17 protein-coding genes, 2 rRNA genes and 1 pseudogene (1 of these 20 running past the window's edge) are annotated in these 24,623 nt (G+C 74.3%); 16 read left to right on the forward strand and 4 right to left on the reverse strand.

The window, feature by feature from the left end; genetic code table 11:
- From RMN57_RS28025 to RMN57_RS28040, 4 genes and pseudogenes are all read left to right on the forward strand, one after another.
- A 23S ribosomal RNA gene (locus tag RMN57_RS28025) occupies positions 1 to 1,076 on the forward strand; it begins 2,044 nt to the left of the window's first position.
- A 108-nt stretch (positions 1,077 to 1,184) separates the two neighbouring features.
- Positions 1,185 to 1,301: ribosomal RNA gene (rrf, locus tag RMN57_RS28030) — 5S ribosomal RNA — on the forward strand.
- Between the two features lie 555 nt (positions 1,302 to 1,856).
- Positions 1,857 to 2,714, forward strand: a pseudogene (locus RMN57_RS37120) (hypothetical protein); the annotation flags it as partial.
- Positions 2,715 to 2,960: 246 nt separating this feature from the next.
- Complete coding sequence (locus tag RMN57_RS28040) at positions 2,961 to 3,830, forward strand: hypothetical protein (RefSeq protein WP_313767994.1); 870 nt, start codon at positions 2,961 to 2,963, stop codon at positions 3,828 to 3,830.
- A 160-nt stretch (positions 3,831 to 3,990) separates the two neighbouring features.
- Here RMN57_RS28040 and RMN57_RS28045 read toward each other — a convergent pair whose 3' ends face one another.
- Positions 3,991 to 5,361: a DUF1015 domain-containing protein gene (locus tag RMN57_RS28045; RefSeq protein ID WP_313766064.1), complete on the reverse strand. Its 1,371-nt coding sequence runs from the start codon at positions 5,359 to 5,361 to the stop codon at positions 3,991 to 3,993.
- A 201-nt stretch (positions 5,362 to 5,562) separates the two neighbouring features.
- Between RMN57_RS28045 and RMN57_RS28050 the strand changes: the two genes are divergently transcribed.
- Together RMN57_RS28050 and RMN57_RS28055 are read left to right on the forward strand one after the other, a co-directional pair.
- Complete coding sequence (locus RMN57_RS28050) at positions 5,563 to 6,123, forward strand: tetratricopeptide repeat protein (RefSeq protein ID WP_313766065.1); 561 nt, start codon at positions 5,563 to 5,565, stop codon at positions 6,121 to 6,123.
- Between the two features lie 28 nt (positions 6,124 to 6,151).
- Positions 6,152 to 7,195 carry an HAD-IIA family hydrolase gene (locus RMN57_RS28055; RefSeq protein ID WP_313766066.1) on the forward strand — a complete coding sequence of 348 codons (1,044 nt, stop codon included), beginning with the start codon at positions 6,152 to 6,154 and terminating at the stop codon, positions 7,193 to 7,195.
- A gap of 59 nt (positions 7,196 to 7,254) precedes the next feature.
- Here the strand turns inward: RMN57_RS28055 and RMN57_RS28060 are convergent, their stop codons facing one another.
- Entirely contained in the window at positions 7,255 to 7,602 is a 348-nt protein-coding gene (locus RMN57_RS28060; protein WP_313766067.1) for an SCP2 sterol-binding domain-containing protein, read from the reverse strand.
- A 155-nt stretch (positions 7,603 to 7,757) separates the two neighbouring features.
- Here RMN57_RS28060 and RMN57_RS28065 point away from each other — a divergent pair, with 155 nt between their 5' ends.
- The 4 genes from RMN57_RS28065 to RMN57_RS28080 all read left to right on the forward strand — a co-directional run bounded on the left by RMN57_RS28065 (position 7,758) and on the right by RMN57_RS28080 (position 11,001).
- Positions 7,758 to 8,642 (forward strand): hypothetical protein, encoded by an 885-nt coding sequence (locus RMN57_RS28065; protein ID WP_313766068.1) that lies wholly within the window; start codon positions 7,758 to 7,760, stop codon positions 8,640 to 8,642.
- Positions 8,635 to 8,955, forward strand: coding sequence for a hypothetical protein (locus RMN57_RS28070; protein ID WP_313766069.1), 321 nt, complete (start codon positions 8,635 to 8,637; stop codon positions 8,953 to 8,955). The genes RMN57_RS28065 and RMN57_RS28070 overlap by 8 nt, the downstream gene beginning before the upstream one ends.
- A gap of 41 nt (positions 8,956 to 8,996) precedes the next feature.
- On the forward strand, positions 8,997 to 9,803 hold the full coding sequence (locus RMN57_RS28075) for a TlyA family RNA methyltransferase (protein WP_313766070.1): 807 nt from the start codon (positions 8,997 to 8,999) through the stop codon (positions 9,801 to 9,803).
- Positions 9,804 to 10,098: 295 nt separating this feature from the next.
- Positions 10,099 to 11,001, forward strand: a complete 903-nt coding sequence (locus RMN57_RS28080) for an NAD kinase (RefSeq protein WP_313766071.1) — start codon at positions 10,099 to 10,101, stop codon at positions 10,999 to 11,001.
- Positions 11,002 to 11,092: 91 nt separating this feature from the next.
- On the opposite strand, the gene RMN57_RS28085 is transcribed toward RMN57_RS28080, so the two are convergent.
- Positions 11,093 to 12,607, reverse strand: coding sequence for a PLP-dependent aminotransferase family protein (locus RMN57_RS28085; RefSeq protein ID WP_313766072.1), 1,515 nt, complete (start codon positions 12,605 to 12,607; stop codon positions 11,093 to 11,095).
- 137 nt (positions 12,608 to 12,744) lie between these two features.
- On the opposite strand from RMN57_RS28085, the gene RMN57_RS28090 reads away from it, so the two are divergent.
- The 3 genes from RMN57_RS28090 to RMN57_RS28100 all read left to right on the forward strand — a co-directional run bounded on the left by RMN57_RS28090 (position 12,745) and on the right by RMN57_RS28100 (position 16,797).
- Entirely contained in the window at positions 12,745 to 13,500 is a 756-nt protein-coding gene (locus tag RMN57_RS28090; RefSeq protein ID WP_313766073.1) for a hypothetical protein, read from the forward strand.
- Between the two features lie 88 nt (positions 13,501 to 13,588).
- Positions 13,589 to 15,322 carry a DNA repair protein RecN gene (gene recN, locus RMN57_RS28095; protein ID WP_313767995.1) on the forward strand — a complete coding sequence of 578 codons (1,734 nt, stop codon included), beginning with the start codon at positions 13,589 to 13,591 and terminating at the stop codon, positions 15,320 to 15,322.
- Between the two features lie 293 nt (positions 15,323 to 15,615).
- A complete protein-coding gene (locus tag RMN57_RS28100; protein WP_313766074.1) occupies positions 15,616 to 16,797 on the forward strand; it encodes a glycosyltransferase family 4 protein in 1,182 nt (393 codons plus the stop codon).
- Between the two features lie 52 nt (positions 16,798 to 16,849).
- On the opposite strand, the gene RMN57_RS28105 is transcribed toward RMN57_RS28100, so the two are convergent.
- Entirely contained in the window at positions 16,850 to 18,847 is a 1,998-nt protein-coding gene (locus RMN57_RS28105) for a glycoside hydrolase family 15 protein (RefSeq protein ID WP_313766075.1), read from the reverse strand.
- Between the two features lie 726 nt (positions 18,848 to 19,573).
- Here RMN57_RS28105 and RMN57_RS28110 point away from each other — a divergent pair.
- The 3 genes from RMN57_RS28110 to RMN57_RS28120 all read left to right on the forward strand — a co-directional run bounded on the left by RMN57_RS28110 (position 19,574) and on the right by RMN57_RS28120 (position 24,531).
- Positions 19,574 to 21,259: a CTP synthase gene (locus RMN57_RS28110; RefSeq protein ID WP_380237591.1), complete on the forward strand. Its 1,686-nt coding sequence runs from the start codon at positions 19,574 to 19,576 to the stop codon at positions 21,257 to 21,259.
- Between the two features lie 92 nt (positions 21,260 to 21,351).
- Positions 21,352 to 21,987, forward strand: coding sequence for an NUDIX hydrolase (locus tag RMN57_RS28115; RefSeq protein ID WP_313766076.1), 636 nt, complete (start codon positions 21,352 to 21,354; stop codon positions 21,985 to 21,987).
- 297 nt (positions 21,988 to 22,284) lie between these two features.
- The gene (locus RMN57_RS28120; protein WP_313766077.1) at positions 22,285 to 24,531 is read left to right on the forward strand and encodes a tetratricopeptide repeat protein; all 2,247 of its coding nucleotides are present in this window, start codon (positions 22,285 to 22,287) and stop codon (positions 24,529 to 24,531) included.
- The last annotated feature ends 92 nt before the right edge of the window (positions 24,532 to 24,623 follow it).

Genomic DNA, 24,623 nt, shown 5'->3' on the forward strand with positions numbered 1-24,623 from the left:
TGCCCGGTGCTGGAACGTTAAGGGGACCGGTTAGCTCCATTTCGGTGGGGCGAAGCTGAGAACTTAAGCGCCAGTAAACGGCGGTGGTAACTATAACCATCCTAAGGTAGCGAAATTCCTTGTCGGGTAAGTTCCGACCTGCACGAATGGCGTAACGACTTCTCGACTGTCTCAACCATAGGCCCGGTGAAATTGCATTACGAGTAAAGATGCTCGTTTCGCGCAGCAGGACGGAAAGACCCCGGGACCTTTACTATAGCTTGATATTGGTGTTCGGTTCGGCTTGTGTAGGATAGGTGGGAGACTTTGAAGCAGCAACGCCAGTTGTTGTGGAGTCGTCGTTGAAATACCACTCTGGTCGTGCTGGATGTCTAACCTGGGTCCGTGATCCGGATCAGGGACAGTGTCTGGTGGGTAGTTTAACTGGGGCGGTTGCCTCCTAAAGGGTAACGGAGGCGCCCAAAGGTTCCCTCAGCCTGGTTGGCAATCAGGTGTTGAGTGTAAGTGCACAAGGGAGCTTGACTGTGAGACTGACGGGTCGAGCAGGTACGAAAGTAGGGACTAGTGATCCGGCGGTGGCTTGTGGAAGCGCCGTCGCTCAACGGATAAAAGGTACCCCGGGGATAACAGGCTGATCTTCCCCAAGAGTCCATATCGACGGGATGGTTTGGCACCTCGATGTCGGCTCGTCGCATCCTGGGGCTGGAGTAGGTCCCAAGGGTTGGGCTGTTCGCCCATTAAAGCGGTACGCGAGCTGGGTTTAGAACGTCGTGAGACAGTTCGGTCCCTATCCGCTGTGCGCGTAGGAGTGTTGAGAAGGGCTGTCCCTAGTACGAGAGGACCGGGACGGACGAACCTCTGGTGTGCCAGTTGTTCTGCCAAGGGCATGGCTGGTTGGCTACGTTCGGGAGGGATAACCGCTGAAAGCATCTAAGCGGGAAGCCTGCTTCGAGATGAGCACTCCCACCTCCTTGAGAGGGTAAGGCTCCCAGTAGACGACTGGGTTGATAGGCCGGATATGGAAGCCCTGTGAGGGGTGGAGTTGACCGGTACTAATAGGCCGAGGGCTTGTCCTCAGACGCTCGCGTTCACTGTGTGGTTCCCGGGTAGCGAACAGCTATCGCCGGCGAACAAGGAAACACTTATCAACTGAAAAGTGTGTTTCGCTGAATACCCGATAGGGTTTCGGTGGTCATAGCGTGAGGGAAACGCCCGGTTACATTCCGAACCCGGAAGCTAAGCCTCACAGCGCCGATGGTACTGCAGGGGGGACCCTGTGGGAGAGTAGGACGCCGCCGAACAATCATTCAAGGCCGCGGCCCCAGCGATTCGCTGGGGCCGCGGCCTTTTTGTGTTTTGCGAACGTGTGCACCTCCGGTGCTCGGGACTTCCGCCCTGACGCGGGCTGTCCCCGGATGCCGGACAATGGAGAGGGTGCTCGGCCAGCAGGCCGGCATCGAACCGCGTGAGGGCAGTGGTGTCGCCCGGTCCGCGGTGGAGCTGAAGCAGCAGAAGGAGTCACCACAATGTCGAACCAGCCCCAGGACCGTCCCGAGCGTCGATCGGACGACGGCCGCGGCTACGAGCCCCGGTCTCGCGGGGGCTGGTCCAACGACCGTGGTCCGCGCCGTGACGACCGGAACGACCGTCCGCGCCGCGACGACCGCCCCCAGGGCGGCGGCTACAACCGCGACCGCGACGACCGCGGCGGCTACCGTCGCGACGATCGCCCCCAGGGCGGCGGTGGCTTCCGCCGTGACGACCGCCCGCAGGGCGGCGGCTACAACCGTGACCGTGACGACCGTGGCGGCTTCCGTCGGGACGATCGTCCGCAGGGTGGCGGTTTCCGTCGCGATGACCGTCCGCAGGGCGGTGGGTTCAACCGTGACCGTGACGACCGCGGTGGCTTCCGTCGGGACGATCGTCCGCAGGGCGGTGGCTTCCGTCGCGATGACCGTCCGCAGGGCGGTGGCTTCCGCCGTGACGATCGTCCGCAGGGCGGTGGGTTCAACCGTGACCGTGACGACCGCGGCGGCTACCGCCGTGACGACCGTCCGCAGGGTGGCGGCTTCAACCGTGACCGTGACGACCGTGGCGGCTTCCGCCGTGACGACCGTCCGCAGGGTGGCGGCTTCCGTCGGGACGACCGTCCGTCCGGTGGTTTCCGTCGGGACGACCGTGACGACCGTCCGCGCCGTGACGACCGTCCGCAGGGCGGTGGGTTCAACCGTGACCGTGACGACCGCGGTGGCTTCCGTCGTGACGACCGTCCGCAGGGTGGCGGCTTCCGCCGTGACGACCGTCCGCAGGGCGGTGGCTTCCGCCGTGACGACCGTCCGCAGGGCGGTGGGTTCAACCGTGACCGTGACGACCGCGGTGGCTTCCGTCGTGACGACCGTCCGCAGGGTGGCGGTTTCCGTCGCGATGACCGTCCGCAGGGCGGTGGGTTCAACCGTGACCGTGACGACCGCGGTGGCTTCCGCCGTGACGACCGTCCGCAGGGTGGCGGCTTCCGCCGTGACGACCGTCCGTCCGGTGGTTTCCGTCGGGACGACCGTCCGTCCGGTGGTTTCCGTCGGGACGACCGTGACGACCGTCCGCGCCGTGACGATCGCCCGCAGGGTGGCGGTTACAACCGTGACCGTGACGACCGCGGTGGCTTCCGTCGTGACGACCGTCCGCAGGCTGGCGGTTTCCGTCGCGATGACCGTCCGTCCGGTGGTTTCCGTCGGGACGACCGTGACGACCGTCCGCGCCGTGACGATCGCCCGCAGGGCGGCGGCTACAACCGTGACCGTGACGACCGCGGTGGCTTCCGCCGTGACGACCGTCCGCAGGGCGGCGGTTTCCGTCGCGACGACCGTCCGCGCCGTGACGACCGCCCGTCGTACCGCGACCGTGACGACCGCGGTGGCCGGGACTACGACGACCGCCGTGGCAACTACGAGCCGGTCAAGCGCCTGCCGATCCCGGAGGACGTCACCGGCTTCGAGCTGGACGCGGACGTGCGCCAGGAGCTCAAGAGCCTGCCCAAGACGCTGGCCGACGACGTCGCCCGCAACCTGGTGATGGTCGCCCGCCTGCTGGACGGCGAGCCGGAGGAGGCCTACCAGTACTCCCGCGTCGCGCTGCGGCTGGCTTCCCGGGTTGCCGCCGTCCGCGAGGCGGCCGGTTTCGCCTCGTACATGACGCAGCGTTACTCCGAGGCGCTCACCGAGTTCCGCGCCGCCCGCCGGATGACCGGTCGTGCCGACCTGTGGCCCGTGATGGCGGACTGCGAGCGCGGCCTCGGCCGTCCGGAGCGCGCGCTGGCGATGGCCGGCGAGGCCGAGGTGAAGCAGCTGGACAAGGCCGGCCAGGTCGAGATGCGCCTGGTCGCGGCCGGCGCCCGCTCCGACCTGGAGCAGTTCGACGCGGCCGTGGTCACCCTGCAGAGCCCGGAGCTGGCCTCCAACACCGTGCACCCGTGGACCGCGCGCCTGCGGTACGCCTACGCCGAGGCGCTGATCGCGGCCGACCGTGGCGACGAGGCCCGCGAGTGGTTCGCCAAGGCCGCCGAGGCCGACGCGGACGGCGCGACCAACGCCTCTGAGCGGCTGGCCGAGATCGACGGCCTGGAGTTCGTGGACGCGCTCGACCCGGAGACGGAGGAGGAGGCCGAGCCGGCCGAGGCCCCCGCTGCGGCGAAGTCGCGCGGCGGCGTGCCGGACGAGCGGGAGATCTTCGAGGACGAGGAAGACGTCGAGGAGTTCTACGACGAGGACGACCTGGAGATCGACGAGGACTTCGACGGCGTCGTGCCGGAGCGGTCCACCGACGCCAAGGCCTGAGGCCTGACGGCACCCGGTACTGACTGAGGCCCTGCCTCCACCACGGAATCCCGTGGTGGAGGCAGGGCCTCTTCGTTGTCTGCGGCCGGTCGGCCGGTCGGCCGCGTCGGGACCAGGCGAACCGGCGACCGGGCAGCAGACCGCCGACCGGGCGCCGTCCTCAGCCCAGTTCGAGGTTGCGCAGGACCAGCCCGGTGGCCGGCTTGGGGCCGAAGGAGGTCGACTTGCGGGGCATGGTGACGCCCTGTTCGGCGAGCCGGCGGACCACGCTCTCGCGCACCGGGTGGAGCAGCACCGCCGTGCCGCCGACGCGGGCGGCCTCGCGCTCGGCGGCCACAGCGGTGTGCAGGTAGCCGATGTCGTCCGGGCCGTCGGGGACGCGCCACGTGTGGTCGAGCAGGGCGGCGTGCAGGACGGTCGCGTCCAGGTGGCGCCACTCCTCCGGCCGGTCGTGCGGGACGGTGGCGTCGAGCAGTGCCTCGTCGGGCTCGCTCACCAGCCAGTAGGTGCCGTCGCCGCCGGTGAGTACGAAGCTGCTGCCGCCGTGTCGCTTCTGTTCGGCGAGCGCCTGCAGGGCGGTCTCCAGCGGGCCGGCGACCTCCTTGACCTGCCAGCGGTCGCCGAGCTTCTCCAGCGCCTCGGCGATCGGCAGCCGGTACAGCACCCGGTGGATCGCCCGGACCTGGAGCGGGTAGCGGGCGGTGTCGACCAGCAGCACCAGGCCGCGGTCCCAGGGGCTACGCGGCAGGTGGCGGTGCTCGCGCTGGAGCCGCAGGTACATTTCCCAGCGGTGGTGCCCGTCGGCGATCAGCGCGCGGCAGGTGGAGAGGTCGCGGCTGACCTCGGCGATTTCGGCGACGTCGGTCACGGCCCAGAGCCGGTGGTGGGTGCCGTCCGAGGTGGTGGTGGTCAGCAGCGGCTCGCCCTGGACGGCGCGCTCGACCACGCCGGCCGCGCCGCCGTTGCCCCGGTAGGTGAGCAGCAGCGGTTCGAGGTTGGCGCGGGTGGTGCGCATCAGGCCGACCCGGTCGGCGACCGGTCTGGGCATCACGTCCTCGTGGGGGAGGACGACGGCGGCCTCGCTGCCGCTGACGGCGAGCGCGCCGATCAGGCCGCGCTGGAGCAGCTCGGGCGAGTCGCCGGCGGCGGGCACCCGCTGCTCGTAGACGTACAGCGCGGGCACCGGATCGGGGGCCAGGACGCCCTCGCGCTGCCAGTCGCGCAGCAGGCGGGCGGCGTGGCGGTACCGGGTGTCGCGGTCCGGGCGGTCGCCGGGCTCGTCCGGCTCGGGGCGCGGGAGGATCAGCCGGACCACGTTGTGCGGGTCGGCGGTCTCCAGGTCGAGCCGTCGGCCGGGATCGACCACGTCGTACGGTGGCGAGGTCACGGCAGCCAGCGCTCCGACCCGGTCGGGGACGTAACGCAGGCCTCGGAAGGGGAACAGGGACAGGCCTGCAGTGGCGACGTGCCCGGGATCGCCGGGGCCGCCCTGCGGAGACTCCGCTCCGCTTTCTGCACTGGGTGCGCTCATTCTGGGCATCGTAACCGGGTACGCGTTGTTCAGAGATCGGAACACCCGTGCTGGTCGGTGGGGCGGGTGTCGTGACCGAGGGCGAGGTACGGCGTGAACGATCGGACAGGCGGGGGCGAGGCGTCCCACGAGGCGGCCGTCTCGGGTACCGAGGGAACCGGTCCCGGCAGGGGCGCGGGTACGCCCGGCGGGGGTGACGGCGTGCCGGAGCAGGAACGGGCGGGGGAGCCCGCGGGGGACGTGTACGACTGGTTCCGCCGCGGCGGCCGGCTGCTGGCGCAGGGGAACCCGGCGGCGGCCGAGCAGCTGCTGGCGCGGGCGGCGGCCGCGGAGCCGCACTCGCGCAGCATCCGGGAGACGCTGGCGAGAGCGCAGTTCGACGCCGGCTCCTACACGGCGGCGCTGGAGAACTTCCGGGCCGTCGCGCTGGCCGATCCGTCGGACGACTACGCTCAGTTCGGATGGGGCGTCGCGGCGGCCCGGCTGGGCGACTTCGAGACGTCCGCCGAGCACCTGGCGCTTGCCGTGGCGATGCGGCCGGAGACCGACCACTACCGGGCCGCGCTGCGGCAGACCCGGGCGACCCTGGCGGCCCGCGCCGGGGCGTTCGGCCCGCTGCTGCCGGGGGCGCCGGGCTACCTGGAACCCCCGGAGGCGTCCGAGGGGCCGTCCGACCTGCCGCCGAGCGGTGGGGAGGAGCGCGGGGGCGCGGACCGGGGTGGCGCGGACGGGCGGGGCCCCGCCCCGGGAACGAACGAGTGAGCGACCCAGTGAATGAGGTAGAGCAGGCATGACCGAGACGGCCACCACCGCGCGACGGACCGCCCCCGGCGGGAGCGGCCGCCCGCTCACCGAGGCGTACGACACGGCCCTGCTGGACCTCGACGGCGTCGTCTACGCCGGGCCGGACGCGATCGAGCACGCGGTGGAGTCGCTGGACGCGGCCCGGACGGCCGGGATGCGGCTGGCCTACGTGACCAACAACGCGTCCCGCCCGCCCCGGGTGGTGGCCGAGCACCTGACCGAGCTGGGCGTGGCCGCGGAGCCCGGTGACGTCATCAACTCGGCCCAGGCGGCCGCCCGGGTGGTGGCCGAGAAGGTCCCGGCCGGGGCGAAGGTACTGGTCGTCGGCGGTGCGGGCCTGGAGGAGGCGCTGGCCGAGCGCGGGCTGGTGCCCGTGCGCACGCTGGCCGAGGAGCCGCTCGCGGTGGTGCAGGGCTTCGACCCCTCGGTGGGCTGGCAGCATCTGGCGGAGGCTTCGTTCGCCGTTCAGCGCGGCCTGCCGTGGGTGGCGTCCAACCTGGACCTGACCGTCCCGCAGGCGCGCGGCATCGCGCCGGGCAACGGCACGCTGGTCGCGGCGGTCCGGGCGGCGACCGGGGTGGAGCCGGAGGTGGCCGGCAAGCCGCTGCCGCCGATGCACCGCGAGACGGTGCTGCGTACGGGTGCGCGGCGGCCGCTGGTGGTGGGCGACCGGCTGGACACGGACATCGAGGGCGCGTTCAACGGCGGGGTGGACAGCCTGCTGGTCTTCACCGGCGTCACCACGCCGGCGCAGCTGCTCGCGGCGCCGGCGGAGCACCGGCCGACCTACCTGGCCGCGGACCTGCGCGGGCTGCTGGTGCCGCACTCCGCGGCGGTCGGGCAGCCGGGCGGCGGCTTCGGCTGCGGCGGCTGGGTGGCCGTGGCGCAGGACGGCGAGCTGCGGCTGACGGCCACCGGCGAGGACCGCTGGGACGGCCTGCGGGCGCTCTGCGCGGCGGCGTGGACGGCGCTGGACGCGGGCGGCGAGCCGGTGGACGGCCGGAAGGCGCTGGCCGAGCTGGGCTTCTGAGCCCCGGCGTCCGTACGGGGGCCGCGGGCGCGGCCGGGCCCGGGCGGGCGCGGGCCGGGTCAGAGCAGGGTGCGCAGCCGCAGCAGGTCGCGGAAGCCGGCCTCCAGCTTGACCCGGCCGGTGGCCCAGGCCGAGGCGAAGTTGAGCCTGCCGTCGACCATTGCGACCAGGTCGTCGCTGGTCATGGTGAGGCGGATCTCGGCCTTCGCGGCGGGCGGGCCGGGCGCCTCGGTGACGTCCTCGATCCGGCCGCCGCGCAGGCGGCCCGAGAAGGTCAGGTCGAGGTCGGTGATCCGGCAGGTCAGCGAGCGGTCGAGGGCGGCGGCCTTGCGGACGTCGCCGGTGGACCGGGCCAGGTTCCTGCTGAGCTGTTCCAGTGCCGTGCGGCACTCCTCGGCGTTGGCCATGGCGGCTGGTCCACTCCCCGGACGACGGTGGCGGTGACTGCGGGGCCACGGTACCCCAGCACGGTTTTGGCTGTAGCGTCGTCAGTGGGTGCCCGGAACGGGTCCGGGTGCCACGGCGACAGAGCGATGCGCAGAGGCGCTTAGGAGGCACCCGGATGCTGCCGAAGACGGTGCGGGGAGTGGTGGAGGTCGCCGCCGGGCTGGTGGAGGAGGTCGGCAAGCGGGTCGTCGGGACGGCGGCCGAGCTGCTGGAGAAGACCGGGGTGGACGTCGCCGGGGTGGAGCGGAAGTTCGGCGGGCAGTTCCCGCCGTCCCCCAAGGCGCTGCAGACGCTGGCCGAGGAGGCGGTGACCGCGGGCCGGGCCGGGGTGGACCTGGCGGTCGGCGTGGCGCGGGGCGAGGTCGAGCGGGCCTTCGAGAAGGTCGGCGACCAGGTGACCAAGGTCGGGGTGGTGCTCGCCTACCTGGAGAGCAAGCTGCGCGAGGTCGAGGGGGAGACCGTGCCCGCGGCGAAGGCGCCGGCGGCCGAGGAGCCGGGGCCGGCACCGCGTGCGGACGGGCTGTTCGGGCGGGGCTGGGAGCAGGGGGAGGAGCCGGCCACCCGGGCGGCCGGCGAGTCGATAGTGGCCGAACGGGTGGAGGTGGACGCGCCGGTGGAGGTCGATCCGCCGGTGCCGCCGGCGCGCACGGCCCCGGAGCCGAAGGCACCGGCGGTGGCGGACCCGGTGCCGAAGCCGGCGGCCGGGAAGACCGCGGCGCCGGAGGCGGCGCAGGCGGGGAAGTCGCCGGCCGGGAAGTCGCCGGCCGGGAAGGCTGCCGGGAAGAGGGCGACGGCGAAGAAGGCGGCGGCCGGTGCGGCGCCTGCCGAGAAGGCCCCGGTGAAGAAGGCCGCCGCCAAGAAGGCAGCGGCCAAGAAGACGGTCGCCAAGCGGACGGTCGCGAAGAAGACCGCGGTCGGGCAGGAGGCTCCCGCCAAGCGGACCGCGACCAGGAAGACCACGGTCCGGAAGACCAGCACGACGAAGAAGCCCGATGCCTGATCGCGACTCCGGCCCCGACCTCGACCTCGACCACCCCGCCCCCGACCCCGCCCCCACTACCCCCGACCGTCCGGACGGCCACGAAGGCCCCGGCGCCCTCGACGCCCGGGCCGACCTCGACGTCGCCGATCCGCTGGGCGGCGAGCCGCTCCCGCTCGGCGTCGAGCTGACCCCGACCGGCCACCCGGCCGTCGACGCCGGGCTGGCCCGGCTCGCGGCACTGGACGGGGTGCCGACCGGGGCGCACGTCGCGGTGTACGAAGATGTTCACCAGCGGCTCACCGACACGCTGGCCGCGCTCGACCGGGATTGACCCGAAAGACCCCATCCGTAGGAGCTGAAACACCAGTGGCAGTGGCACGACGCCGTCTCGACGCGGAGCTGGTCCGCCGCAAGCTGGCCCGGTCGCGGGAGCACGCGTCCGAGCTGATCGCGGCCGGCCGGGTGACCGTCGGCGGCACCACCGCGACCAAGCCGGCCACCCAGGTGGAGACCTCGGCGGCGGTCGTGGTGGCGAAGGACGAGAACGACCCCGACTACGTCTCGCGCGGCGGCCACAAGCTGGCCGGGGCGTTCGCCGCCTTCGTCCCGCAGGGCCTGGTCGTCGAGGGCCGCCGGGCGCTGGACGCCGGCGCGTCCACCGGCGGGTTCACCGACGTGCTGCTGCGCGCCGGGGCGGCGCAGGTACTGGCGGTGGACGTCGGCTACGGGCAGCTCGCCTGGTCGCTGCAGAGCGACGAGCGGGTGACGGTGATGGACCGCACCAACGTGCGCGAGCTGACCCTGGAGCTGATCGGCGGGACGCCGGTCGACCTGGTGGTCGGCGACCTCTCCTTCATCTCGCTGGGCCTGGTGCTGCCCGCGCTGGCCGGCTGCGCCGCCGAGGACGCGGACCTGGTGCTGATGGTCAAGCCGCAGTTCGAGATCGGCAAGGAGCGCCTCGGCAGCGGCGGGGTGGTGCGCAGCCCGCAGCTGCGTGCCGAGATGGTGCGCCAGGTCGCGGGGCAGGCGTGGGAGCTCGGGCTCGGCGTGCGGGCGGTGACCGCGAGCCCGTTGCCGGGGCCGTCGGGGAACGTCGAGTACTTCCTCTGGTTGCGGCGGGACGCACCGCAGTTGGATCCGGCGGACGCGGACCGGGCCGTCGCGGAGGGCCCCGGATAGGGTGCTCTGCGGACGTCCGGTCCGTCATGCTGGGTCGACGCGGCCGCACCGGCCAAGAGCGACCCGGCCGACGTAGGGAGAGGGCAGCTGGCATGAGCGTGCGAATCATGGGGGTACTCCTGGCGGGGAGCCGGGGGCGGATCGTCGCGGGGAACGCGTCTCGCGGGGCGGCCGTCGGGCGGGGCGAAGGCCCCGGCACCGGCAACCGCATCAGAATCGGCAGCGGTGTCAGCAACGGAAGCGACGGAATCAGCGGAATCAGTGGAATCGGCGGCAGGGGCAGCGAGGTGGGCGCATGAGCGACGAGCGGACGGTCTTCCTGATCGCGCACACCGGCCGGGAGGCCGCGCTGCGCAGCGTCGAGGGTCTGGTGCACGGCCTGCTCAAGGCGGGGATCCGGATCCGGCTGCTGGCCGCCGAGGCGGTGGACCTGGACCTGCCGGACGGCGTGGAGCGGGTGCCCGGTGGGCCGGGGGCCGCCGACGGTTGCGAGCTGATCCTGGTCGCGGGCGGCGACGGGACGCTGCTGCGCGGGGCCGAGCTGGCGCGTGAGCACGGGCTCCCGATGCTCGGCATCAACCTGGGCCGGGTCGGCTTCCTCGCCGAGGCCGAGCGGGACGACCTGGCCGTGGTGGTCGAGCGGGTGGTCGACGCCGACTACGAGGTCGAGGAGCGGATGACCCTCGACGTGATCGTGCGGACCAACGGTGACGTGCTGCACCACGACTGGGCGCTGAACGAGGCGTCGATCGAGAAGGCGTCCCGGGAGCGGATGCTGGAGGTGGTGACCGAGGTGGACGGCCGCCCGGTGTCCAACTTCGGCTGCGACGGGGTGGTCTGCGCGACGCCGACCGGTTCGACGGCGTACGCGTTCTCCGGCGGCGGGCCGGTGGTCTGGCCGGAGGTGGAGGCGCTGCTGATGGTGCCGATCAGCGCGCACGCGCTGTTCGCCCGGCCGCTGGTGGCCTCGCCGGACTCGGTGCTGGCCGTGGAGGTGCAGCCGAAGACCCCGCACGGGGTGCTCTGGTGCGACGGCCGCCGTTCGGTGGAGCTGCCGGCCGGGGCGCGGGTCGAGGTGCGCCGGGGGCAGACGCCGGTGCGGCTGGCACGGCTGCACCGGGCGCCGTTCACCGACCGGCTGGTGGCCAAGTTCGCGCTGCCGGTGACGGGTTGGCGCGGCCGGCACGACACGCACTGAGCCGGTGGGGGCGGGGTCCGTCGTGATCCCGCCCCCACCGTCCGCGCAGCGGGAGCCACCGGCCCTGCTTCGACGGCGAGTTGGCGCGGCGTCAGACCGCCAGTGGCTGGCTCTCGTCGGCGGCGTCGCGCCAACGGCCGCCGGTGGCGGCCCGCGCGGCGACCTCGGCGAGCCGGTCGACGGCGTCGGGGACGGCCGCGGCGGGCACGGTGAGCGGAATCCGGACGTGGTGCTCGAAGGCGCCGTCCGAGCCGAAGCGGTTGCCCGCGGCGATCCGCACGCCGACCTGCTCCCCGGCCCGGGCGAGCGCCGCGCCGGAGAGGTCGCCGGTGGAGACCCAGAAGGCGAGTCCGCCGGGCGGCGGAGCGTAGCGCCAGTCGGGCAGTCGGGTGCGCAGGGCGTCGGAGAAGGCCTCGGCGCCCGCCCGCAGCCGGGCCAACTGGTGGGCGCGGACGGCCTCCAGCGGCTCGCCGAGCAGTTCCGCGGCGATCAGCTGGTCCAGCACGGGGGCGCCGACGTCGCTGTAGACGCGCTCGGAGGCGAGGCGGCGGACCAGGGCGGGGGCCGCCCGGACCCAGCCGATCCGCAGGCCGCCCCAGAGCAGTTTGCCCGCCGAGCCGACCGTGACCACCTGGGCGGAGCGGTCCAGCGCGGCGGTCGGGCGGGGGAGGGCGGCGTCGTCGGCGACGCCCCAGCCGAGCTCGGCGGTGGTCTCGTCGACCAGGACCACCGCGCCCGCGACGCGGGCGGCGGCCAGCAGTTCGCGCCGCTGCTCCTCGTCGACGAGTGCGCCGGTCGGGTTGTGGAAGTCGGGGATCACGTAGGCGGCCTTGGGCGCGGCGCCGTGCAGCACCCGGCGCCACTCGGCGAGGTCCCAGCGCGGCGGCCGGGTCGGCCCGTCCGGCGAGGCGTACGGGACGGGGACCAGCCGGGCGCCGCCGCGGCGCAGCGCCTGCAGGGTGTGGGCGTAGCTGGGCGCCTCGACCGCCACCCGGTCGCCGTTTCCGATCAGCGCCCGCTGCACCAGGTGGAGGCCGCCCATCGCACCGATGGTGATCAGGATCTGGTCGGGGGAGGTGGGCAGGCCGCGCTCGGTGTAGCGGCGGGCGACCGCCTCCCGCAGGACGGGGACGCCGGTGGGGAAGTGGCCGTGTCCGGCGGCGTAGGCGGGCAGCTGCTCGACGGCCCGGGCGGCGGCCGCGCCGAGGAACGGCTGCGGGGCGGGCAGGGCGGCGACGCCGAGGTCGAGGGTGCGGCCCTGCTCGTCCGGCGGCACCGGGTGCAGCGCGTCGCCGGGCGGCGGGGCGCCCTCGGGCAGGGCGATCCAGCTGCCGGAGCCGCGGCGGCTGTGGAGGTAGCCGTCGGTGCGCAGGGCCTCGTACGCGGTGGCCACGGTGGTGCGGCTGAGCCGCAGGGCCAGGGCGAGCTCGCGCTCGGCGGGGAGGCGGGCGCCGACCGGAAGCCGGCCCTCGGTGACCAGCAGGCGGATCTGCCCGGCCAGGGTGCGGTAGGCGGGCCGCCGGGTGGTGGCGGGTTCGGGCAGGCGGGCGGCGGAGAGCAGCCGGGCGAGCGCGGCGGCGGTGACGGTGGTGTGCCAGTCGGCCATGGCGGAATCAGTCCACTTGCTCGGGATTGGCCCTGGAGTGGGCCTCATTGGCCTTGTCATCATCGCAGGGCGGCCGTCGAGTCCGCCACCGTCGGGGCCGTCCCCCGGGCGGTGCAGTACCACCTGCCGGAGTACCGATGGCCACCACGAGCCCGCCCCCGTCCACCACCGCCGACCCGGCCGACGCAGCCTCCGGCCCGGCCGGGCGCGCCACCGCCGCCGGCCCGCCGCTCCCGGCGGCGCCGGCCGGGCGCCGGGGCCTCGCCGACCGACTGCTCGGCGACACCCACGCGCTGGGCCGCCGGCTCCCGCAGCTCGCCGTCGGGCTCTCCCTCTACGGGGCGAGCATGGCGCTGATGCTGCGCTCCGGGCTCGGCCTCGACCCCTGGGACGTCCTCCACCAGGGCCTGCAGCGGACCGCGGGCCTCTCGGTGGGCGCCTGGGTGACCATCTGCGGCGCCCTCGTCCTGCTGTTCTGGATCCCGCTGCGCCAGCTCCCCGGGCTCGGCACGGTGGCCAACGTGCTGGTGATCGGTGCGGCGATGGACCTGACCCTGCGGGTGGTCGGCGAGCCCGGCCCGCTGCCGGCCCGGATCGCCCTGATGGCCGCCGCGATCGTGCTGAACGGCCTGGCCACGGGCCTCTACATCGGCGCCCGGTTCGGCCCGGGGCCGCGCGACGGGCTGATGACCGGCCTGCACCGGCGCACCGGCCGCTCGCTGCGGCTGATCCGTACCGGCATCGAACTGACCGTACTGGCGGCGGGCGTCCTGCTCGGCGGCACCGCCGGGGTCGGCACCGTCGCGTACGCGCTGGCCATCGGCCCGCTGGCGCAGTTCTTCCTGCCGTGGTGCACCGTGCCCACCCCGGGGCAAACCTCCCTGAAGGGATGAACTTGCGTGCACGGAGTTGCCGCGCGGCGTTGTCGCTCGTCGCGCGGCGGGGGTGGAACCTCGTAAGGTCGTCTCCGTGTTGGACGAGATGCGGATACGGGATCTTGGGGTCATCGACGACGCGGTGGTCGAGCTGGCCCCCGGCTTCACCGCCGTGACGGGTGAGACCGGCGCCGGCAAGACCATGGTGGTGACCAGCCTCGGGTTGCTGCTCGGCGGCCGGGCCGATCCGGGCCTGGTGCGCAACGGCAGCGGGCGCGCGGTGGTCGAGGGCCGCCTCGAACTGCCCGCCGACTCCCCGGTGGCCGCCCGCGCCGTCGAGGCGGGGGCCGAGCTGGACGACGGCGCGCTGCTGATCAGCCGTACCGTCTCCGCCGAGGGCCGCTCGCGGGCGTACGTCGGCGGCCGGGCCGTGCCGGTCGGGCTGCTCGCCGAGCTCGGCGAGGACCTGGTCGCCGTCCACGGCCAGACCGACCAGCAGCGGCTGCTCCGCCCGGCCCGCCAGCGCGGCGCCCTGGACCGGTACGCGGGCGAGGCGGTGGCCGAGCCGCTGGCCCGCTACCGCGAGGTCTACCGCCGGCTGCGCGAGGTCTCCGCCACCCTGGAGGAGCTGACCACCCGGGCCCGCGAGCGTGCCCAGGAGGCGGACCTGCTCCGCTTCGGCCTGGACGAGGTCGCCGCCGCCGAGCCGGTCGCCGGCGAGGACGTCGAGCTCGGCGCCGAGGCCGAGCGGCTCGGCCACGCCGACGCGCTCTCCTCCGCCGCCACCCTCGCCCACGCCGCGCTGGCCGGGGACCCGGCCGACCCGGAGGCGCTGGACGCCGGCACCCTGCTCGCGCAGGCCCGCCGCGCCCTGGACGCCGTCCGCCACCACGACGAGCGGCTCGCCGCCCTCGCCGACCGGCTGAACGAGGTGGGCTACCTGCTCGCCGACGTGGCCGGCGACCTGGCCGGCTACGCCGACGACCTGGACGCCGACCCGGTCCGGCTGGCCGCGGTCGAGGACCGCCGGGCCGTGCTGGCCCAGCTGCTGCGCAAGTACGGCGGCCCGGAGAACTCCCTCGCCGAGGTGCTGGCCTGGGCCGAGGAGGGCTCCGCCCGGCTGGCCGAACTCGACGGCGACGACGAGCGGATCGACGAGCTGGGCGCCCAGGAGACCACACTGCGCGCCGGGTTGGCCGAGCTCGCGGCCGAGGTGTCGGCCGCCCGGCAGGCCGCCGCCGGCCGCTTCGCCGAGGCCGTCTCCGCCGAGCTGGCCGAGCTCGCCATGCCGCACGCCCGGGTCACCTTCTCGATCAGCCAGGTCGACGACCTGTCCGGGATCGAGATCGAGGGCCGCACCGTCGCCTACGGCCCGCACGGCGTGGACGAGGTCGAGGTGCTGCTGGCCCCGCACCCGGGGGCCCAGCCCCGTCCGATCGCCAAGGGCGCCTCGGGCGGTGAGCTCTCCCGGGTGATGCTGGCCGTCGAGGTGGTCTTCGCCGGCGCGGACCCCGTTCCGACCTACCTCTTCGACGAGGTGGACGCCGGCGTCGGCGGCAAGGCCGCGGTCGAGATCGGCCGCCGCCTGGCCAAGCTGGCCGAGTCCGCCCAGGTCGTGGTGGTCACCCACCTGCCGCAGGTCGCCGCGTTCGCCGACCGGCACCTGGTGGTGGAGAAGACCAACGACGGCACGGTGACCCGCAGCGGCGTCAAGGTGCTCAGCGACGAGGAGCGGGTGCGCGAGCTGTCCCGGATGCTGGCCGGCCTGGAGGACTCGGAGCTGGGCCGCGCCCACGCCGAGGAGCTGCTGGCCGCCGCCCGGGCCCCGCGCCACCGGTAGGTCCTGTCTCTTGGATCTTGACGCCGCGGGCCCGGCAAGGATCCGAGAGACAGGGCCTGGGCGAACCCGAGTCTGACCCACGAGTCCACCGCCGGGGCCCGGCCCACGAGGCCGGCCCCGGCTCCGCCGCCCGGTGGGCGGCGGGCCTCGGCCGACGGCGACGCGCCCCGGTGGCGCCGACTGTCCAAGAGGGCCGCCGACCTGGCATGGTGGCGGCTGGACACTGGCTTTCCAGTCCCGAGCGCCGCTGCGGGCAATCCTCGCACCACGGCGCGCGAACCTGATCGAGTCGGATGCGAGACGACGTGGACCATTCCGCCGCCCGGGTCACCGCGGCCGCCCCCGAACCGGGCCAGCTGCACGTGGTGCTCGTCCTGGCCGCCAGCACCGGTGGCATCGGTGCGCACGTGCGCTCCCTGGCACAGGGCCTGGTCGCGCACGGAGTGACCGTGACGGTGTGCGGGCCCGCCGGCACGGACGAGCTGTTCGGATTCTCCCGTTCCGGCGCCAGGTTCCACCTGGTCGACATCACCCCCACCGCGGGCGCCCGCAGCGACGCCACCGCGATCGGCGAGCTGCGCCGCGCCTTCACCGGCGCCGACGTGGTGCACGCCCACGGCCTGCGCGCCGGACTCCTGTCCGACCTGGCGCTGCGCACCGCCGGCCGCTTCCCGGGCCTGCGCCCCGAGACCCCGCTGGTGGTCACCTCGCACCACGCGCTGCTCGCCACCGGCATGGAGCGCCGGCTGCAGCGGCTGATGGAGCGCCGGGTGGCGCGCGCCGCCGACCTGGTGCTCGGCGCCTCCTCCGACCTGGTGGCCCGGGCCCGCGAGCTGGGCGCCACCGACGCCCGGCTCGGGCCGGTCGCCGCGCCGCCGGTGCCCGAGGGCCGGCTGGAGCGGGCCGCGGCCCGGGCCGCGCTGCTCGGCGCCGGACCGGACCGGCCGCTGGTGCTGGCGGTCGGCCGGCTGGTCCCGCAGAAGGCGTTCGGACTGCTGCTGGACGCCTCCCGCGAGCTGGCCGCCCTGGACCCGCAGCCGCTGGTGCTGCTCGCCGGCGACGGCCCCGAGGCGCCCGGCCTGCGCGAGCGGGTGACGGCCGAGAAGCTGCCGGTACGGCTGCTCGGCTACCGCACCGACGTGCCGGACCTGCTGGCGGCCGCGGACGTGGTGGTGGTCCCCAGCCGCTGGGAGGCCCGTTCGCTGGTGGTCCAGGAGGCGATGCGGGCCGGTGTGCCGGTGGTGGCGACGTCCGTCGGCGGCATCCCCGAGCTGGTCGGGGACGCGGCGGTGCTGGTCCCGCCCGGCGACGCGGCGGCGATCGGCCGGGCGGTGCGCGGGCTGCTGGCCGACCCGGCCGGCCGGGACCGCCTGGCGGAGGCCGGCCGGCAGCAGGCCGAGACCTGGCCGGACGAGGCCGCCACCGTGGCCCAGGTGCTCAGCACCTACGACGAGCTGGTCCAGCGCAGCCTGTAGCGGGCGGGTCGGCGCGCGGGCGGGCGCCCGGCCGGTGGCCGGGCGCCACCGGTCAGACCGTGGCCTGCTCGGCCCGGTCGGCGGCCGGGCCGTTCGGCTGGGCGGAGAGGTACGCGCCGCCGCAGGCGGTCAGCCGCAGCGCGGTGTCGATCAGCGGGACGTGGCTGAACGCCTGCGGGAAGTTGCCGACCTGGCGCTTCTCCCGCGGGTCCCACTCCTCGGCGAGCAGGCCGAGGTCGTTGCGCAGCGACAGCAGCTTGTCGAACAGCTCCCGGGCCTCCTGCACCCGGCCGATCATGGCGAGGTCGTCGGCCAGCCAGAACGAGCAGGCGAGGAACGCGCCCTCGTGGCCGGAGAGCCCGTCGACGTTGTTGCCGCTCTCGTCGTGGGTCGGGTAGCGCAGCACGAAGCCGTCCTCGGTGGAGAGCTCGCGCTGGATCGCCTCGATGGTGCCGATGACGCGCTTGTCGTCCGGCGGCAGGAAGCCCACCTGGGGGATGAGCAGCAGCGAGGCGTCCAGCTCCTTGCCGCCGTAGTACTGGGTGAAGGTGTTGCGCTCCGGGTCGTAGCCCTTCTCGCAGACGTCCCGGTGGATGGTGTCGCGCAGTTCGCGCCAGCGCTCCAGGTGGCCGTCGGAGGGGGCGTCCTCGGGGGTCTGCTCCAGCAGCTTGATGGTGCGGTCGACGGCGACCCAGGCCATCACCTTGGAGTGGACGAAGTGCCGGCGCGGGCCGCGCACCTCCCAGATGCCCTCGTCCCGCTCCTGCCAGTGGTCCTCCAGGTACTCGATCAGGCGCAGCTGGAGGTGGTGGGCGTGGTCGTTGCGGACCAGGCCGGTCATGTGGGCCAGGTGCAGGGCCTCGACCACCTCGCCGTAGACGTCGAGCTGGAGCTGGCCGGCCGCGCCGTTGCCGACCCGGACCGGCTGGGAGCCCTCGTAGCCGGGCAGCCAGTCCAGCGAGGACTCGGTCAGCTCGCGCTCGCCGGCGATGCCGTACATGATCTGCAGGTTCTCCGGGTCGCCGGCGACGGCGCGCAGCAGCCACTCGCGCCAGGCGCGGGCCTCGTCCCGGTAGCCGGTGCGCAGCAGCGAGGAGAGGGTGATCGCCGCGTCGCGGAGCCAGGTGTAGCGGTAGTCCCAGTTGCGCTCGCCGCCGAGGTCCTCGGGCAGGGAGGTGGTGGGCGCGGCGACGATGCCGCCGGTGGGGGCGTAGGTGAGGCCCTTGAGGGTGATCAGCGAGCGGATCACGGCCTCCCGGTAGGGGCCCTGGTAGGTGCACTGGCCGGCCCAGTCGTGCCAGAAGTCGGCGGTGGCGTCGAGCATCTCCTCGGCGTCCGGGGCGGTCGGCGGGTCGAGGTGGGAGGCCTGCCAGGTCAGGGCGAAGGCGATCCGCTCGCCGGCCGCGACGGCGAAGTCGGCGTAGGTGGTGAGGTTGCGCCCGTAGGTCTCGGCCTCGCCGTCCAGCCAGACCGAGTCGGGGCCGGCCACGGCGACGGTGCGGTGGCCGCCGTCGGCCTGCTCGACCCGGTGCACCCAGGGCACGACCCGGCCGTAGCTGAAGCGCATCCGCAGCGCCGAGCGCATCCGGACGGTGCCGGACAGGCCCTCGACGATCCGGATCATCTGGGGGACGGCGTCGCGGCCGGCCAGCGGGCGCGGCGGCATGAAGTCGATCACCCGGACGCTGCCGCCCGGGCAGTCCCACTCCTGCTCAAGGATCAGCGAGTCGCCCCGGTAGCGGCGCCGGTCGGCGGGGACGGCCGGCGCGGCGGCGGTGGGGGGCGGGACGCGCAGGTCGCCGGTGTCGGTGAGGCGCACGCGCTCGGCGGCCGGGGACGGCTCGGCCGCGGGGGCGGGCGGCTCGGTGGCCACCGCCTCGGCCGGCCCGATCCGCCAGAAGCCGTGTTCATCGGTGCCGAGCAGGCCGGCGAAGACCGCCGGCGAGTCGAACCGGGGCAGGCACAGCCAGTCGACCGCCCCGTCCCTGCTGACCAGGGCGGCGGTCTGCATGTCCCCGATGAGTGCGTAGTCCTCGATACGGCCGGCCACGTGGATCTCCAGTTCGCAATGTGGTCAGGACGCATCGGCGATCCGGGGAGAGCCAGCGGGTCTGCGGGGCCGGGGGGCCACCCCGGGACGTCCGGCCCGCCGTTGGGTGGTGGCGGGCCTTGCTGGAGTGTCCGCGCGAGGCTCTTCGAGCCCCTGGAGTGGGTGGGGAGGAGCTGTTTGTACGGGGAGGTCCGGTCGCGCATCGGGGACCGAGAGGTGTTCTGACCCTCCCACGCCCTCCGCGTGCTCGTACGTCGGCGATGCGTCCGTGCAGCTTACGACGGACGAAAGGGGCGAAGCACGCGGGCGCCGCCCTGCGTGGCGCCGCAATTCGGCGGAAATGCCGTGCATCGCGGGGCCGACGTGCAGGATGGCCCGGAAGGATCAGCTCCGGATGGTCCGCCGGGAGGGCGCCGCATGGCCCGTACGAGCGCCGCCGAGTGGCCCGCCCGGGCCGGTGGTGCGGCGGATGTGACACGTGCGCCGTACGGTGCGCCGGTGGTGCGCCGGGCGTGTGGTTCCGTGCCACCGGGCGCGGGCCGGAAAGCGCCCCGGCCGGGTCACTGATACCCTGGTATCCCGTGGACCGGTGGGATCAAACGCCCCGGACCAGCCGAACCGACGACCCCGCGAGCGACGTGCGCCAGCACCGCGCTCCCGTCGCCAGGCGAGCCGCGAGCCTCCCGCCCACGTCACCTTCGACACGCGACCCACGGGAGCCCCCTCTTGGCACAGCCCCATTCCGGCAAGGCAGCGAACGGCCGCGCCGTGACGACCAAGCACCTCTTCGTCACCGGGGGTGTCGCCTCGTCGCTCGGCAAGGGCCTCACCGCCTCCAGCCTCGGTGCCCTGCTCAAGGCCCGCGGCCTGCGCGTCACGATGCAGAAGCTCGACCCGTACCTCAACGTGGACCCGGGCACCATGAACCCGTTCCAGCACGGTGAGGTCTTCGTCACCGACGACGGCGCCGAGACCGACCTCGACATCGGCCACTACGAGCGGTTCCTGGACACCAACCTGCACGGCTCGGCCAACGTCACCACCGGCCAGGTCTACTCGACCGTCATCGCCAAGGAGCGCCGCGGCGAGTACCTGGGCGACACCGTCCAGGTCATCCCGCACATCACCAACGAGATCAAGTCCCGGATCCGCCGGATGGCGACCGAGGACGTCGACGTGGTGATCACCGAGGTCGGCGGCACCGTCGGCGACATCGAGTCGCTGCCCTTCCTGGAGGCCGTCCGCCAGGTCCGCCACGAGGTCGGCCGGGACAACGTCTTCTTCGTGCACGTCTCCCTGCTGCCCTACATCGGTCCCTCCGGTGAGCTGAAGACCAAGCCCACCCAGCACTCGGTGGCCGCGCTGCGCAACATCGGCATCCAGCCGGACGCCGTCGTGCTGCGCGCCGACCGCGAGGTCCCGCAGGCCATCAAGCGCAAGATCTCGCTGATGTGCGACGTGGACGAGGAGGCCGTGGTCGCGGCCATCGACGCCAAGTCGATCTACGACATCCCGAAGGTGCTGCACGGCGAGGGCCTGGACGCGTACGTCGTCCGCCGCCTCGACCTGCCGTTCCGCGACGTCGACTGGACCACCTGGGACGACCTGCTGCGCCGTGTCCACGAGCCGCAGCACATCGTCAAGGTCGCGCTGGTCGGCAAGTACATCGATCTGCCGGACGCCTACCTGTCGGTGACCGAGGCGCTGCGCGCCGGCGGTTTCGCCAACAACGCCCGGGTCGAGATCAAGTGGGTCACGTCGGACGACTGCGAGACCCCGGAGGGCGCGCAGGAGCACCTCGGCGACGTCGACGCGATCTGCATCCCCGGTGGCTTCGGCGACCGCGGTGTGGACGGCAAGGTCGCCGCGATCACCTACGCCCGTGAGAACCGGATCCCGCTGCTCGGCCTCTGCCTGGGCCTGCAGTGCGTGGTCATCGAGGCCGCCCGCAACCTGGCCGGCCTGCCCGAGGCCAACTCCACCGAGTTCGACGCCGCGGCCAAGTACCCGGTCATCTCCACGATGGCCGAGCAGCTGGCGATCGTCGACGGCAAGGGCGACCTGGGCGGCACCATGCGCCTGGGCCTGTACCCGGCCAAGCTCGCCGAGGGCTCGATCGTCCGTGAGGTCTACGGCGGCGAGCAGTACGTCGAGGAGCGCCACCGCCACCGCTACGAGGTCAACAACGCCTACCGCGCGGACCTGGAGAAGACCGGCCTGATCTTCTCGGGCCTCTCGCCCAAGGGCGACCTGGTCGAGTACGTCGAGTACCCGCGCGAGGTGCACCCCTACCTGGTGGCCACCCAGGCCCACCCGGAGCTGAAGTCCCGCCCGACCCGCCCGCACCCGCTGTTCGCGGGCCTGGTCAAGGCGGCCATCGACATCAAGACGGCGCAGCCCGCCGCCGAGTAGTCGACGACACGTCACCGGACGGCGGTCCCGCGATTCCCGCGGGGCCGCCGTTCGGCGTTAGATTGTGTCGTACTGACGAAAAGGGGAGACCGATGGACGACCAGCGCATCCACGACGTGGCCGAGGAGTGGGAGATCCGGGGGACCACCACACCGTTCCAGGGCAGGGTCACCGGTGTGCGCACCGAGGAGGTCCGGATGCCCGACGGCGGCTGGGCCCGCCGCGACTACCAGACCCACCCCGGCTCGGTCTCCGTCCTCGCGCTCGACGACCAGCAGCGGGTGCTGATCGTGCGCCAGTACCGGCACCCCGTCCGCCAGCGCCTCTGGGAGCTGCCCGCCGGCCTGCTCGACGTGCCCGGGGAGAACCCGCTGCACGCCGCCCAGCGCGAGCTGTACGAGGAGGCGCACTGCAAGGCCGGGACGTGGCGGGTGCTGGTCGACTTCTACACCTCGCCCGGCGGTACCGACGAGGCGCTGCGGCTCTTCCTCGCCACCGACCTCGCGGCCGCGGAGGGCGACCGCTACGAGGCCCACGGCGAGGAGCTGGAGATCGAGACCGCCCGGGTCCCGCTCGCCGAGCTGGTCCGGCTGATCCACGCCGGCGAACTGCACAACCCCACCCTGATCACCGGCACCCTCGCCCTGCACGCCGCGCTCACCGGCCCCGGCGGGCTGGACGCCCTGCGCTCCCCCGAGGCCCCCTGGCCGGCCCGGCCGTTCTCCTAGGCCCTGTCCGCCAGGGCCCGGCTCGCCGCCGGGGCGTGCCCGTCCGGTGCCGACGGGCGGCGCACCTCCCGGCACCGGCGCGCCCCTTCGGCGCGCGGGTCGGCAGGCGGGCCGGACCGCCCCGGTGGGTTCGGCAGGTGCGGCAGGTGCGGCGGGTTGGCCCGCGGGGGTGATTTACCGGTTCGTACGACCGGATGTCACGTCGGCTGCGCCGGACGGTCGAACTACGCTTCGCAGACAGGGCGCCCGTCCCGGGCCGCCTCCGCTGAGCGCTGGGTGACGTCGGGAGTGGCACGGGTGGCGAGGAAGACGGCGACGATGGACCCGGGCCCCGGCGCACCCGTCGCGGGCGTTCCCGGACTTGACCGGCTGCCCGTCGGGCCTTCGCTGCTGGTCGGCCGGCGCGCGGAGCTGGCCGCGCTGAGGGCCGCCGCCGTGCGGCCGTCCGAGGGGCGCAGCCCGGTGCTGGTGCTGGCCGGCCGCCCGGGCTCCGGCCGGACCACGCTGGCCGTCCGGTTCGCCGTGACGGTCGCGGCCGACTACCCCGACGGCATCCTGTTCGCCCGCCTCTCGGCGCCCGACGGCGGCCGGGTGCCGCCCGCCCGCGCCGCGCGCCGGCTGCTGGAGCAGCTCGGTGCGGACGGCGCCGGCGTCCCGCTGCCCGGTGCGGTCGAGGACGGCCGGGACGAGCCGGCCTGCGTGGCGCTGCGCGAGGCGCTGGCCGGGCGGAAGGTGCTGGTGCTGCTGGACGACGTCCGGGACGCCGGGCAGGTCTGGCCGCTGGTCGCGGACGAGCCCGGCTGCCTGGTGCTGGCCACCACCGCCGGGCCGCTCACAGGGATCGAGGACATCGACCCCGTCATCCTCGGTGGCCTGGACCGGCAGGCTGCCGGCGAACTGCTCGGCGACCTGGTCGGCGGGACCAGGATCAGCTGTGACCCGGTCGGCGGGGCCGACCTCGCGGAGGCCTGTGCCTCCCGGCCGGCCGCGCTGCGGCTGATGGCGGGGTGGCTGCGGGGCAATCCGAAGCTGGCCGTCACGGACGCGGCGCGGGAGCTGGCCGAGGCGGTCCGCGAGGCGGACGGAAGGCCGGCGGGGGGCCCGGGCCGGAAGGGGGCCGCGGCGCGGTCGGCCACCGGGCCGTCCACGGCGCCGGGGGCTGCGGCGGTTGCGGACGGGGGCGCGTCCGGTGGCGGCGCGGCCGGTGCTGCAGGAAAGGGGACAGCGGGGAAGGGGACAGCGGCGAAGGGGACAGCGGCGAAGGGGACCGTCGGCAAGGGCCGCCCCGGCGGGGCCGCGGCGGCCGAGGCCCGGGCCGGGCGGGGGGCCGGGACCGGCAAGGGGGGCGGGCCCGCTGCTACCGGAGAGCAGGCGCCCGCCGGGCCGGTGCGGCACGAGGCGCCCGCCGCGGCCGAGCCGGCGACCGATCCGGCCGCCTGGGTGAAGCCCGCTCCGGAGCCCGCCGAGCCCGTACCCGTGCCCGACAACGACCCGCTGATCGGCGCCTTCACCCTTCTCTACCGCACGCTGCCCGCCAACCAGGCCCGGATGCTGCGCGCCCTCACCCTCGCCCCCGCACAGTCCGCCGACCTGCGCACCGCCTCCGCGCTGGTCGGCTGCCCGGCGCCGGAGGCCGCCGCCACGCTGGCCGCCCTCGCCGAGCGGGAGTTGCTCGGCGAGGAGCCGGCCGCCGCCGACGGCACCCCCCGCTACCGGGTGCCCGGCCGCCTCCACGCCCGGCTGGTGCGGCTGCGCGAGTCCGAGGACCGGCCCGCCGAGGTCGAGCTGGCCCGGGCCCGGCTGCTGGAGCGGCTGGTCCGGCTCACCGACTCCGCCCGCACGCTGCTCGACCCCGCCGACGGGCCCGGTCCGGAGCCGCTGCCGGGCCCGCTGCGGCTGCGGTCGGCCGGCGAGGCCCGCGCCTGGCTGCTGGGCGAGCGCGACGTCCTGCTCGGCGCGGTCGCCGACGCGATCGGTCAGGGCGACCTCGACGGGTCGGCCGGCCGGCTCGTCACCGCCCTGCTCCGGGCGCTGCCGCTGACCGGCGCCGCCGCCCCCGCCGACCTCTACCAGCTGCACGAGCTGGTGCTGACCGTCGCCGAGCGGCACGGCAAACCCCGCCGGGCCTCCGCCGCCCTGCTCAACCTGGGCGATCTGCAGGCCGGGGCCGGCCGCTGGGAGCAGGCGGCGGCGCACTACCGGGCCGCCCTGGACCACGCCCGCTCCGCCGACGACGAGCCGCTCTGCGCCCGGGCCCTGGAGGGCGCGGCCGGCTGCCACCGGGCGCTCGGGGACGCCGTGCGCGCCGCCGACTGGTACGGCCGGGCGCTCGGCCTGCGGCAGTCGATGGGCGACCAGGCGGCCGAGGCCCGGCTGCTCGCCCGGGTGGCAGAGGCGCACACCGCGCAGCGCCGTTTCGACGAGGCCGAGCGGGAGTACCGGGCGTCCCTCGGGGTGCTGCGGCGGCTCGGCGACGAGCGCGGGCAGCAGGCGGTCGGGGCCGCCCTCGCGGAGCTGCGGGAACGCCTCGACGCCGGGTGGTAGCGGGCGGTTCGGGAGTATTGTCGAAGATGCCCGGTTGGGACGGCTTTGGCGGGAAGATCGTCGTGGAAGCCTACGAACCTGCCAATGCATCT

Origin of the sequence: Kitasatospora sp. CM 4170 (assembly GCF_032110285.1) — a bacterium.
Lineage (GTDB): Bacteria > Actinomycetota > Actinomycetes > Streptomycetales > Streptomycetaceae > Kitasatospora > Kitasatospora aburaviensis.